The organism is Chitinophaga sp. OAE865 (assembly GCF_040546735.1).
GTDB classification, from domain to species: Bacteria; Bacteroidota; Bacteroidia; order Chitinophagales; family Chitinophagaceae; genus Chitinophaga; species Chitinophaga polysaccharea_A.
The window spans coordinates 2,121,346-2,134,748 of record NZ_JBEPOF010000001.1 but is presented as its reverse complement, the minus strand read 5'-3'; the positions used below and the strand labels follow the sequence as shown (position 1 = coordinate 2,134,748).

Annotated in this window: 6 protein-coding genes; all 6 read right to left on the bottom strand. The window is 44.3% G+C overall.

Features of this window, described 5'->3' with window-relative positions:
* Positions 1-8 precede the first annotated feature (8 nt).
* The 6 genes from ABIE50_RS08855 to ABIE50_RS08830 all read right to left on the bottom strand — a co-directional run bounded on the left by ABIE50_RS08855 (position 9) and on the right by ABIE50_RS08830 (position 13,390).
* On the bottom strand, positions 9-3,131 hold the full coding sequence (locus tag ABIE50_RS08855) for a SusC/RagA family TonB-linked outer membrane protein (protein ID WP_209864446.1): 3,123 nt from the start codon (positions 3,129-3,131) through the stop codon (positions 9-11).
* A 19-nt stretch (positions 3,132-3,150) separates the two neighbouring features.
* Complete coding sequence (locus ABIE50_RS08850) at positions 3,151-6,006, bottom strand: TIM-barrel domain-containing protein (protein WP_209864449.1); 2,856 nt, start codon at positions 6,004-6,006, stop codon at positions 3,151-3,153.
* A gap of 129 nt (positions 6,007-6,135) precedes the next feature.
* Positions 6,136-10,224, bottom strand: a complete 4,089-nt coding sequence (locus ABIE50_RS08845; protein WP_209864451.1) for a hybrid sensor histidine kinase/response regulator transcription factor — start codon at positions 10,222-10,224, stop codon at positions 6,136-6,138.
* 404 nt (positions 10,225-10,628) lie between these two features.
* Positions 10,629-11,843 (bottom strand): alginate lyase family protein, encoded by a 1,215-nt coding sequence (locus ABIE50_RS08840; RefSeq protein ID WP_209864454.1) that lies wholly within the window; start codon positions 11,841-11,843, stop codon positions 10,629-10,631.
* 222 nt (positions 11,844-12,065) lie between these two features.
* Positions 12,066-12,380, bottom strand: a complete 315-nt coding sequence (locus tag ABIE50_RS08835; protein WP_209864457.1) for a winged helix-turn-helix transcriptional regulator — start codon at positions 12,378-12,380, stop codon at positions 12,066-12,068.
* Between the two features lie 107 nt (positions 12,381-12,487).
* On the bottom strand, positions 12,488-13,390 hold the full coding sequence (locus tag ABIE50_RS08830; RefSeq protein WP_209864460.1) for a hypothetical protein: 903 nt from the start codon (positions 13,388-13,390) through the stop codon (positions 12,488-12,490).
* Between the last annotated feature and the right edge of the window lie 13 nt (positions 13,391-13,403).

Sequence of the window (13,403 nt, the reverse complement as noted above, 5' to 3'; positions counted from 1 at the left end):
ATTTTAAATTAAAAACGGATATTTGCGCCTACCATAAAAGTTCTGGGCCGGGGATAATAACCTACATCCACTCCGGATGAAAAACCTTCATTATATCCTACCTCAGGGTCCATGCCATTATATTTGGTAAAGGTGAAGGCATTTTGTACAGACGCATAAACTCTCAATTTACCCAGGTAACTTTTCTTTGCCAATCTGGAAAAATCATAGCCCAGCGTAATATTGTTGATACGAAGAAATTTACCGTCGTAAATATACAGGTCGGAGAACTGGGCCCAGTTGACACCATCTTCCGTTACCCTCGGAATTCTATTAGATGTTCCCGCGCCGTGCCAGCGACCAAGGATCTCAGTAGAGTAATTGGCAAAACCACCCGGGCTTCTCCATGACTGCACCAGTTGATTACCTGATACACCAGATGCCTGTACGGAGAAATCAAAACCTTTCCAGCCAAGGGTTATATTAAACCCAAATGTCAAATCAGGATTAGGATCCCCGATTTTTGTTTTGTCGCTGGCATCAATAACACCATCTCCATTTAAATCAACATAACGAACATCGCCAGGCTTGGCATTAGGTTGAATAGGCGCTCCTGTTTTACCTTTATAAGCCTGTACTTCATCTTCTGTCTGGAAAAGGCCGGCAGTTTTGTATCCCCAGAAGTAACCAACCGGTTCTCCGTTTGCAGCACGGTAAAACTCGCCTGCATTGGCATACAGCGAATTGGTACTACCATGGATCACATGATCGTTGGTAGGTATATTTCCTATTCTGTTTCTGTTATACGCACCATTTACACCAATACTGTAATTAAAGTCTTTACCGATACTGTTGCTATAGCTAAGGCTCAGTTCAACACCCGTATTTTTCACATCACCACCATTAATAAGAGGCGCATCAGCTCCGGCAGTAGCCAGGATGGGGACTCTGATCAACCAGTCTTTTGTTTTTTTGACATAATACTCAAAAGTCACATTCAGGCGCTGTAATACCGTAGCGTCAAAGCCTATATTGGTCTGTTCTGAAGTTTCCCATTTTACATTGGGATTGGCAATGCGGCTGGGATAAGCGCCCTGTGTATTTACCCCTTCAACAGGTCCGAAGATATAACCTGCATTGGCGAAACTGATAGGCGATAAAAACTGGTAAGCATCCACATTCTGATTTCCCACTTGTCCCCAGCTACCACGTATCTTGAGGAAATCAAGCCAGTGAACATCCTGCATGAAGTTTTCCCTGGTAACTACCCATCCTGCAGACACGGAAGGGAAATAGCCCCAGCGTTTATCCGGCGCAAACCTCGATGATCCGTCTCCCCTGAAAGTGACATTCAGTAAATACTTCTCCTGGAAATCATACTGAAACCTTCCGAAATAAGACATGAGCGCGCTTGCAGTTGGCCCTCCGCCAACACTCATATAAGGTGCGCCCCTGGTCACATTCTGGGCAACAGATAAATAAGCGTGTTGCATATCGGCAATACGCAGATCCCAGTTGCTGCCGTTCATAGCCACCGTTTGTTGTTTCAGCGAAGAACTACCCACCATTACACTAAAATGATGATCTGCGTGCACATCGAAATCATAACTGAGTAAATTATCAAACTGAATTGTCCGTCCATTACCCATAGACTGGGTCACTTTAGCGGTGTCATTAAATGAATAAATAGACAGGTGATACACCGGCGTATAGCCATGACTTTGGTTTGAATAATAATTTAAACCGAGGCTTGACCGGAACTTAAGCCCTTTAATGGGTTCTACCTGCACGTACACATCCCCAAATAACCCCTGGCTGCTGTTCCTGTTCCTCGTGGTATAATCCATTACAGCATAGGGGTTGGCTTCTCCGTTATTCCATGACTGGTCGGGCTTTCCGGGATACCAGCCTTTTCTGTCACTGGGGTAATAATTGCCGGCATCGTCATACATAGGCAAAAAGGGGCTAACACCGAAAGCACTACGTAAAGTGTTATTGTATTGCCCATCTACCAAAATTCCATGACTGTTTTGATAATTGAACGTAAGATGTTCTCCTATCTTAACAATATTCTCATATAAATTATGTTCAGAGTTTATTCTGAAATTATAACGGTCGAAATAAGAAATATCAGAGCCACCAACAATACCTCCCTGGCTGGTATATCCAAGAGACATAGAATAAGTGGAGTTAGCTCCGCCTCCCTGTACTCCTAATACATAGTTTTGAGTAGGTACGTTACTTTTAAACATCTGATCCATCCAGTTGGTATTTACCGGAAGATTGTTTACCACCTCGTCGCTGAAGTAGGGCGCCTTACCGGAGTTGGTAGCTGCTTCATTGATGATAGTGGCATACTCTTTTGCATTCAGCAATTTTGCTTTACGCGCTACATTCTGTAAACCATAAAAAGCATCCAGGGTTACCTGTGGCTTCTGATTGTTTTTTCCTGTTCTGGTGGTAACCAGTATAACGCCATTCGCTGCCTGAGAGCCATAAATGGCGGCGGAAGCTGCATCTTTCAAAATATCTATTGATGCTATATCAGCGGGGTTCAGGTAGGAAATATCACTGGTCTGAACACCATCCACAATATATAAAGGCCCAAAATTACCAACAGTACCTTTACCACGGATAATCACATTCATACCTGCTCCAGGCTGTCCTGAATAGGTGGTGAGCTGTACGCCGGGAGCCTGTCCCTGTAATGCCTGCAGGGCATTGGTCGTATTCTGTTTCTGAATATCCGCGCCCTTCACCTGCACATTGGCGCCCGTTACAAGCTTTTTCTTCTGTACCCCGTATCCAATCACCACTATGTTTTCTAATTGGGTTTCGGCATCCTGCAACTGAATTTTCAATTCAGATGATGTAACTTTTACCTCCTTCTGAATAAACCCAACCGAAGAAATTACAAGTACATCACCGATGGATGCCGCAATAGTAAACTTGCCGGCTTCATCAGCAACAGTAGAGACATGAGTGCTTTTTACAGTAACTGAGGCTCCCAAAACCGGCGAGGCAGTGGTCTGGCTGGTTATTGTCCCACTTACTTTCGCAGTTTGAGCAAAAGTGCTTTTACTATGGGCAAACAGTAAAATAATACCCCATAGCAATAATATTCGCAAGCGAATAAATCTGGCTGAGTTCATACGTGTGGATTTAAATTGGCTACTTTTTTATAGTTATATACTTTCCTTCATACACTACTTCTTTATCGCATGTTGTACCAGGATCAAGGTGCATGGCTTTATTTGGCGTTATCATATTAATACGGAATGTTCTTTTGGCTAACATATTGCTATATGAGCCTTTCCGGTCCCCGATAGTAACTGTTGAGGTTCCTTCGCTATACTTTATCGGGATGATGGAAAAAGCGCCTTTCTCATAATTGTAATTGGTTCCCTCATCTTCATAAAGATTAAAAGATGCGTCGGCGCCGGTATAAATATTTAGGGTGATGGTGTCCGCCTGTTTTTCGGCAGTGTACTGTAATTCGGGGCCGAAAGGGAGTATAGATCCGGCTTTCACGAATAAAGGCATGCGTTCATATGGAGCAGCGGCAGTAATGCTTTGCCCGCCCGCGTACCATTTTCCTGAGTAGAGATCATACCACCCTGCGCACTCCGGCAGATACAGTCTACGCTCGGTTTGCCTGTAGTTATAAACCGGGTTTACCAGGAGAGCAGGACCAAACATATATTGATCCGCGATGTTTAATACGGCAGTATCCTTTGAAAAGTCCATCGGCAGGCCGCGCATGATGGTATAGTCGTCGTGATATGCCCATCCTGCCAGCGAATAGATATAAGGCAGCAAACGGTAACGCAGTTTGTCATAATAGAGAAAGCTTTTATAGGCAGGATGATCCTCCGGTGCAGTGTTAAATACCTCCCGATATGGGAACTGCCCATGCGAACGGAACAAAGGAACAAATGCCCCAAACTGCGACCAGCGGGTCATCAGCTCCCTCCATTCTTCCCTGCTTTCGCTATCGGGTTTTTCAAACTTCGCCGGCACCACAAAACCACCTATATCCATGGTCCAATACGGAAGCCCCGACATAGAGAAATTAATGCCTGCAGCTATTTGCGCCTTCATATCCACCCAGGTGGAACCAATATCCCCGCTCCATATGGCTGCAGCATAACGTTGTGAGCCCGCAAAGCCGGAACGTGTTAGCAGGAAAACTCTTTTATCAGGATCTGTGGAGCGTTGCCCTTCATAAATCCCTTTTGCATTCTGCAATGGATAAGCATTCAGGAACTCTGCTGCGCTGCCTAAAGCTGTTGGCGTCATCTGCAGCTTTCTTCTCTCGGGGTTTACATTGGATAAGATATCCGGCTCACTGGCGTCCATCCACCATGCGTCAATTCCCTTACTGTAAATCTTTTTATTGATCAGATCCCAGAATCCTTTCCTGGCGGATTTATTGAAAGCATCGTAAAAAGTAGAAATATATCCTTTGCCTATCCAGTCTCTTTGCTGATCCGCTATATTTCTTTTATAGAGCCAGCCGTTCTTATCAAACTCCTTATAGGTGGATATCCCATCATAAAATTTGGGCCACACCGATATCATGATCCGGGCATTGTATTTTTTATGCAACAGATCAATCATACTATCGGGAGAGGGGAAACGTTTTTCGTCAAACTCCTGGCTGCCCCATTCGGCTTCCTTCCAGTAGCTCCAGTCGAGCACGATGTTATCAATGGGGATTTTCCTTTTCCGGAATTCATCTATAGTAGTAACTATTTCTTCCTGCGTTTTGTATCTCTCCCTGCTTTGCCAGAAGCCCAATGCCCATTTTGGTACAATAGGCGCTTTACCTGTAAGCGTTCTATAACCGGAGATGACCTCATCCATATTATTACCGTACACAAAATAATAATCAACCTGTTTACCCGCTTCGGAGCAAAAGCCAAAGCTGTTTTGTTGTTCTTCGCTCAACGGCTCCTGCCATTTTAAAGAGAGATAAGATTCAGCCCCTTCCGGTATCCATAAAATTTTCACAGGCACTTTTGCCCCTTTTGCGAAATCCCAGGGAATTACCGCAGACGCAGGGTTCCAGGCCTTTCTCCATCGATCCAGTACCAGTTTTCCGTTCAGCCATACTTTCAGGGAACCTCCATAAACAAACCTGAACTGGTGAACACCTTCCAGGTTACTGGAAAGCATACCTTCCCAGGTAACCATGCCGGTGGCAGGTGTAAATTCCCGTGGCAGCTGGATCTTCGACTCTCCAAGGAACTCCATATTAATATTGGCCTCAGCCCTTTCAACACTTATCTCCTGTGGTTTATTCAAATCGTTGGCATAGCTGGCAGTAAGCCATCCCGGTTCGCCTTTTTTCGAAAAGATCTGCATGGAAGAAAGTGGATGAAGCGGCCTGATATCGCCTGCCCTGGTCAGGGAATAATTATCCCACAGGATACCATAGTTTTTATTGGAGATCAAAAAGGGAACGGCTACCTCGGTATTATTCTGGAAGAAGGTAACCTGCTGCCCCCGGTAATTCATAACACCATCCTGGTGCTGACCAAGTCCGTACCACGCCTCTCCGGCTGTGGCCTGAAATGTTTGAGTAAGCGTATAGTACCGCTTGCCGTCAAATACGGCCGATTGAAAATTTCTCCCGAAGAGTTGCTTTTCAGCCAATATTTTTTTGCCTGCCAGGTCTGTGAAAGTAACAGCCCCGGTTTTACGGTTGACTGTAGCAACCAGTTTTTTGGTCCTGAGCACCAGGTTCTCTTTAGACGGGATGATATCCCAGGTAAGTCCCGGCCTCTTGTCATACACGGTGACCAGGCTGTTTCCGGCTGCTATTTCTTTACCCGGCGCCGCAATCACCCTTATAATATTATCTGCTATCACCTCCAGCTTAACGGCATACGGAGAGCCCGTATTAAGAGAATCTGTGAAAATCATTACCCCGTTGGGGAAAGTAATATAGGACGGCGGTACAGCTACCAACTTATTTAATAATACAAAGGTTAGCATACCCAGTAGCAACAATCGCAATTTCATACACGTGGATTAGTTGCTGTAAAACTACTGCTACACTACAAAAGGACAGGGGCTCAAATGATTCAACAACAGGATTCAAATGTTACAAATGAATGAATATTACCGCCTATAATGCCGGCAGGCGGGTGACTATGAGGTTTTCTTCCTGAGATTTGCTGCATAGTCGGAAGGTGTCATTCCGAATTCATCCTTGAATAGTTTACGGAATACCTTGGGATTATTAAACCCTACCTGGTAGGTTACTTCTGATATAGACATTCCACTTTTATCTAATAACTGAGCCGCTCTTTTCAAACGGATGGACCGGATAAAATCCAACGGCGATTTGCCGGTGAGGGAATTGATCTTTCTATATAAGGTCACCCGGCTCATAAACATCTCCCTGCTAAATTCATCTACCGAAAAATCCGGGTTATCCATTTGCTTTTCAATTATCTCCATTGCCTGCTTCAGGAATTTTTCGTCTACAGGCGTTATGGTCACCTCTTCCGGATTGACCTCTATCTGCTTCTTGAATCTTTTTTTCAATAACTGTTGCTGTGCCAGCAGGTTATTAATACGGGAGGCCAGGATCTCAAAGGTGAAAGGTTTTGTAATGTAATCATTGGCTCCTGCTTTCAATCCCTCCAGTTGCTTCTCCTCGCTGCCTATGGCGGTAAGTAAAATAACAGGGATATGCGCGGTGAGCATTTCCGACTTAATTTTTCCGGCCAGTTCAACCCCATCCATCAATGGCATCATAATGTCGCTTACCACGAGATCGGGATTCAGCCGTTTTATTTTCTCCCAGCCTTCCTTTCCGTTAGTAGCTTCCTCAACATGATACTGCTCCTTTAAATTGTCTTTCAGATAAAAGCGCAAATCCTCATTGTCTTCCACTATCATTATTACTTTCTTGCCGGAACCCTTTTTCCCTTCCTCCACTATTATCTGTTCCCCTTCATCCACAGGTGATGGATGAGTTACAGGACGGGGCGGAACATGCATCCTTTTTGCAGGGAGCAGTACCGTAAAACAGGTTCCCTTATCCGGCTCACTTTCTACGGTGATGGTACCATTATGTAATTTCACAAACTCCTTTGTGATGGCTAAACCTATACCTGTTCCCTGGTTCACCATGCTATCCGGTACCTCTGTCTGAAAAAAGCGTTCGAATATCTTCCCATGCTGATCTGCCGGGATACCGATACCCGAATCGCTTATGCTGATGGCCAGCGTTCCATCTGTGTCATATGTATCCGGCGCGTTATATGTCATTTTGACACTTATATTTCCATTATCATATGTATACTTAAATGCGTTAGACAGCAGGTTAAATAAAATTTTCTCTATTTTATCCTTATCAAAGTAAATTTCCAGGTGATCAATGTTACTTGAGAATGAAAACAGGATTTTCTTCTTTTCCGCAATATCGGTGAAAGAAAGGCTGGTTTCCCTGCAAAAACTGATAATATCTCCTACGGCGGGATGCAGCTTTATCTCCTGTACTTCCATCTTCCTGAAATCAAGCAGCTGGTTTACCAGGTTCAAAAGACGTTTGGCATTCCGTTGTACCAGATTCAATTGTGCGATCTGTTCATCGTCGGTAGCATGTTTAATGATCCTGTCCAATGGCGCTATGATAAGACTTAACGGCGTACGGAATTCATGGCTTACATTGGTAAAGAACTTTGTCTTTAACTGCTCCAGTGCATGGGCCCTTTCCGCCTCTTTACGTTGCTGCCTGACTTCAAAGCGCATGTGAATCCTGTCTAAAGTAATACGCCGGATGAGCAGAAAGAGGCCCGCAGCAATCAGCAAATATATAAAGTAAGCAAGGGGAGTTCGCCAGAATGGCGGCTCAATATTGATCTGTAAAGTCTTTACTTCACTCCAGGCTCCTGTTCTGTCCATTACTTTTACTTTGAAAATATAATGGCCCGGGCTGAGATTGGTATAGGTGGCTCTCCGTTGGTTATCGTCCGTATACAGCCAGCCGGTGTTAAATCCTTCCAGCATGTATGCATACTTATCATTGGGGCTATGGGAAAAATCGAGAGAGGCAAAGTCGATAGAGAAAACATTCTCCTTATATTTCAGGTCAATACTTTGCAACTGCGATAAAGCACGGTTTAACAATACCCGGTTATTAACCCGTTCACCAGGCTCAATATGTTTATCCAGTATCTGGAAACCCGTGAAAGTAATTGCTGAGTGCCTTACAGGTTGCTTAATGGAAGCAGGGTTAATGATATTAAACCCGGATGGGCCCCCGAAGATCAATTCACCTCCCCGTGTTCTTAGTGCGGCTCTATTATTGAACTCCCGGTTCTGCAGGTTATTGGTGGCATCGTAATTAATAACAGAAAAACTAATATGGCCATTATTTTGCCTGGGAATTGCGTTGCATAAACCACTAGGGGTGGAAATCCAGAGTGTTTGATGTTCGTCTTCCAGGATATCCAATATCATATTGTCCAGCAGCCCGTCTGATGTGGTAAAAGTCTGAAATTCCCCTGTTTGCCTGTTAAACAAATTAAGTCCTTCCCTCGTTCCTGCCCAGATCCGGCCTTTGCTGTCTTCCAGCAGGCAGAAGATACCATTGTCGCTCAGGCTGTTCTTCCCGTTTGTATGCTGATAAGTAGTGGTCGTATTATCTTTTCCAAGAACAGTGATCCCTCCACTTGAACCGATCCATAAATCACCTTTTTTATCCTGCATAACAACTGAAACATAATTCCCTCCTCCGCTGCTTCTATAATGCGTAAACCGGTTGGTTGCTCTGTCAAAGCGATCCAGTCCTGCCCCTAAAGTACCTATCCATATTTGCCGGTCCTTATCCTCAAATATCTCCCACACTATATCATGTGCCAGGCTGAAAGAATCACTGTCGTGATGCCGGTAGTTTGTAAATTTCCTGCCGTCAAATCTATCGAGCCCGCCAAGATAAGTGCCCACCCAAAGGACGTTTTCCCTGTCGATCCACAGGCTCACAATTACATTATTGCTCAGGCTATTGCTATTATTGGGGTCGTGCAGGTATTGCCTGAAAGTATTATTTTTCCTGTCAAAATAAATCAGCCCTCCTCCATTGGTACCTATCCATATATTACCCCATCTGTCTTCAACAAAACGGTTTACATCGTCAAACTGCAAACTCCTTGGATCTGACTCAACGTGATGATAATAGGGGAACTGGATAACGCTGCTGTTGTAGTAATTTACACCTTGCTTGTAGGTGCCCAGCCAGATGATCCCCTGATCATCTTTATAAATTGCAGTGATGCTGTTCTGGCTGATGCTCTTGGGGTCATTGGGATTATTCAGCAGGTAACTGGAACTGAAATTATTTTTTTTATCGATCAGGGTTACACCTCCATGGTCTGTTCCTACCCAGAGCAGGCCATTATTGTCCTGAACAACCTGGCTTACCAGTTCCGATTTCAGCTTGGCAGGAAACGAATTTTTGCCTATCCGGGTAGCAGTATTATTCCCCGGACGGAAAAAGAAGAGGCCACTATTGTAGTTCCAGCACCATAGGTCACCATCATTGTCAACCAAAAGGGATAACGGATTATCCCCGCCCTTATGCTGCTTTTGTATTGCTGTACTGGAAAAAATAACTTTCTCCGATCTTATATCATACTCCTGTAAAAATCCTGACTGATATACCAGCCATAGCTTCCCATCCGCTGTTTCTTTTATGGAGGTGATCTTTTCAGCAGGGGAAGTTGTTCCCGCCGGATTAAATGGCTTTGCACGTTTATCATTGGCTGAATATAAATATAGTCCCTTGTAATCATAAAGGAACCAGTATCTCCCCTCCTTTCCCTTTACTATATTGGAAATTGTACCTGCAGGCAAACCAATGGAAGATAAATAACCATCATAGTCAGCATCAAACTTCTCCGTATCTGCGTTATAGATACAGGGGCCTCCCGTGGTAGATACCCACATTTTCCGGCCGGGCAGCTCATAAAAATTGATGATATTATTAGCCCTGAGAGAAGTGCTGTCGTTGTGATCGTTGCGAAATATCCTGCAGGAATACCCATCATAACGGTTCAGCCCATAAACAGTTCCAAACCACAGGAAACCATCCTGGTCTTTTAACACTGCGTTTACCTGGTTATTAGACAGTCCATTAAAGGTATTGAACTTTGAAAAATTAAAATGCACACTTTGTGATAAAGCTGCAACGGATTGCAACAATAAAACAACTCCTAAAAGGTAACGCATCACTGTAGGTTTTAGGTATAAAAAACTTAGCCCGCCCGGCATCAATGCGCTTTCCGCACGCACTGCGCTCCATTCATGTTTGCCGGAAAGATACTTATTTCCAGGGCACTGTAACATTTTATACCATAATTCAGCATATTCATATTTAAGTGTCAAAATAACATATAAATATTATTACAACAAATTCCGGGCTGACACGGGATCCCCGGCAGGTATTTAAATCCCGGTTCTAACTACAGTGAACTTTTGCCATAGCCAATACCTATACAACTGATCCGGTATGTTCAACTATACCAATAGGAGGTTATATCAAAAATAACCTGATAACACTGAGAGGAAATTTTCTTCATCAGGTATACGATCAAATCTGATACCTCCTCCTTTTTTTAAGCCAGGGCCTCTTCCTATTTCAGTGTGCAGGTTAATGTTCCATAACCAAGTTGGTCATAGCCTCCGCTGTTAGGCCCGTAATTTCCACCGCCGCCCTCCGGCCGTACCCTTTGGGCAAAGCGCGCACAATTCGGAGCAGCCAGCCCTTTGCGGTTTACATAATGATTGTATACCAGTTCCCACACCGGGCGGTTATTTCCACGGCTGCCACTGCTGATCTCATTCTGTACTACTCCCACGCAGTTGGTGTAAGGTTTATAGGGCACAGCGTCGCCGAGGTTATATGCAGCTACATACTCTGCGCCTTTCAGGAAGCGGTTATTATCATAACCATACATATCGTCGTTCTGATTCCAGGCCATTTCGCAAAAAGCGCCCATTAAACCGATGCCAAGGGTGGTATGCCCCTGGTCACGGCCACTTTCCTGCCATTGCCCCAGGCCATCCGGATGAACAAAGTAAACGGCATTCCTAACAGCGCCGTTACCGGCACCATATTTAAAATAGCTGATGGCCTCATTGTAAAGGTCCCGGTCGTCGCATAACACGCCTATTGCCAGGATGGAATTCATGACGCATAAGTCCCAGTTGGCATAGAAATGACTCATACACCGCTCCCTCCTTGTCAGGAAAGCGTGATTCATCGGGTAAAAAATGTTACGCATCATTTTCTGAAACCGGGAAAAGTCCGCCGGCGCCCAGCCCTTGTAAGTCCTCATGATTTCGGCCGCATTTGCAAACTGATAGCCGTATAAGCCCGCAGCCAGGTTAACATCGTTATTCCCGCCAAGGCCTTTAAGTGTGCCCGACCATGCGTTCATGATCTGTATCGACTTATCGGCATAAGCATCTTCCCCCGAGATCTTCCATCTTAATGCCGTGGCATAGGCCGCAGCGATATCATTATATAGCTGAGCGTAGTTTTCCCTGTGAACACCATCACTACCGCGGTAAACGGTATCTGCCGGGTGGGGCTGCCAGCTGAGCGCACTATGCGGATTGGCGGTCAGCTGATGCCAGCCCGACAGCCAGGGCTCCGCTCCTGCGCCCACTTTACTTTTCATGCGGTCAAAATCCGATTGTTTATGCAATAATCCCGGATGCACAAAAACAGTGTCATGATTATTTAACGCCAGCTTCTCCGCTGCGCTGCCCATCTCTTTTTTACATGCCGCTGCCACGAAAAATAAAAATATTACTCCAACAGTGCATAGCCTCTTAGTTTTCATAGGTTTTCCAATTATAATTGTTAAAATGACAATATATATTATACGGCAAGTCATTAACGCAGGTTGCCTGCTGATATTTTACAGTGTGACAAAACATGTAGCTGAAAGTTTCTCTATGGCATATTGTTATACCGCGGCTTCCCGGGCGGGGACGCGGATCTCCGGTGTTTATTTTACCGGGGGAGTGAGGTATCTTAAAGCCGGACCAGGGTTAGCATAATGTTATCCTATCAATCCTTCCAATTGCTTAAAAACAGAAATGACCTCCACACCTCTTGGGCTTAGCTGATATTCAATGTGAAGCGGCTTGTTTTTAATAATGTCCTTTTTCAGCAATCCATGCTCCTCCAGCTCACGCAGGGCTACCGATATGGATTGCCGGTTGGCTTCAGGGATATCGCGTAGTAAGCTGCTAAAGCGTACAGGGCCGGTGGTAGCAAGACGGAAAATTTCCGCTTTATACTTTCCGGATAACAATTTAAGCAGTGCCTGCGCGGGACAGGTTTCCTGGTTGGCAGTGCTATTGCGTGTGGTCATATTAATCTGACTTATTGTTTGATTGAATTAAATTCAGAACCTTTGGACAGCAAATATAGACATTAAAGGATTTATCATATCCATTGTGTTACCCCCAAAACTCTGATTTACCTGTAATTAATACGGCTCCCTTCCGTATTCTTTAAATGGGCCACTACGCTTGCCGGAAGCTCCTTGCTTTCTATAAGGAAACTGATAGAATCGGCAACAAAGTTCCTGGTATTGTTTACTTTCTGGAAGATTTCAAACAACGCTATCGGTTCCTGGTTAAAACTGATACAGGTGCTGATAAAATGCATCTCGCTTAATTTATAACCCGGTTGCTTTAGCTTCTCATTAATATCTTTCAGACGGGAAATAAAATGCCGCTGCCTGATAAAGGTATTGCTGTTCATAATAATGAAAACATAATCCGCATAAGCCGTTATTTTGCCGTAATACTTATGATTGTCGCCTCCGCTCCTCTCTATCAGGTATTCGCCTGAAGATTCTGACCTGTATATTTCCACTGATGAGCGCCAGATCCTTTCTTCATTTATCTTATCCGGGTTATCGGGTAAATTACGGTTATAGGAATACCAGAATCCAACTAATTCATCCAATAGTTTGGTATTCACCGTTGCCTTTGGAATCTCGATCTTTAAATCATTAAAACTAAAAGCCTCCTTGTGTGAGTTAATAAAATCGAAGTAATTATCGTATCCTAAAACCTGCACGATCCGGTTTAATTTACTGAGGTTAGGCGTACTGGCACCGGCAAGGTTTTTCTTCCCTTCATAGGCTTTTAGCTTATTAATGATGAGATGCTCGTAAAGATAATTTGCACCCATTAAATCCGCTTCCTTTCCTATCCTGAGTTTCCTGTGCTGCTCCAGCAGCAACCTGTTCAGCTCCCCGGCAATATACATCCACTCCGATTTTGAGACATCTTTCCATGAGCTCTTCCGGATAAAATGAGCCGCCAGAAAACTCATCAGCTTTTCAAGGTGTAACAGGTCTTCTTTTTTCATAAGACGAATATAA

Excerpts from the sequence above, each read along its gene's own strand:
- ABIE50_RS08855 (WP_209864446.1), bottom strand. The coding sequence starts at position 3,131 with ATGAACTCAGCCAGATTTATTCGCTTGCGAATATTATTGCTATGGGGT.
- ABIE50_RS08850 (WP_209864449.1), bottom strand. The coding sequence starts at position 6,006 with ATGAAATTGCGATTGTTGCTACTGGGTATGCTAACCTTTGTATTATTA.
- ABIE50_RS08845 (WP_209864451.1), bottom strand. The coding sequence starts at position 10,224 with ATGCGTTACCTTTTAGGAGTTGTTTTATTGTTGCAATCCGTTGCAGCT.
- ABIE50_RS08840 (WP_209864454.1), bottom strand. The coding sequence starts at position 11,843 with ATGAAAACTAAGAGGCTATGCACTGTTGGAGTAATATTTTTATTTTTC.
- ABIE50_RS08835 (WP_209864457.1), bottom strand. The coding sequence starts at position 12,380 with ATGACCACACGCAATAGCACTGCCAACCAGGAAACCTGTCCCGCGCAG.
- ABIE50_RS08830 (WP_209864460.1), bottom strand. The coding sequence starts at position 13,390 with ATGAAAAAAGAAGACCTGTTACACCTTGAAAAGCTGATGAGTTTTCTG.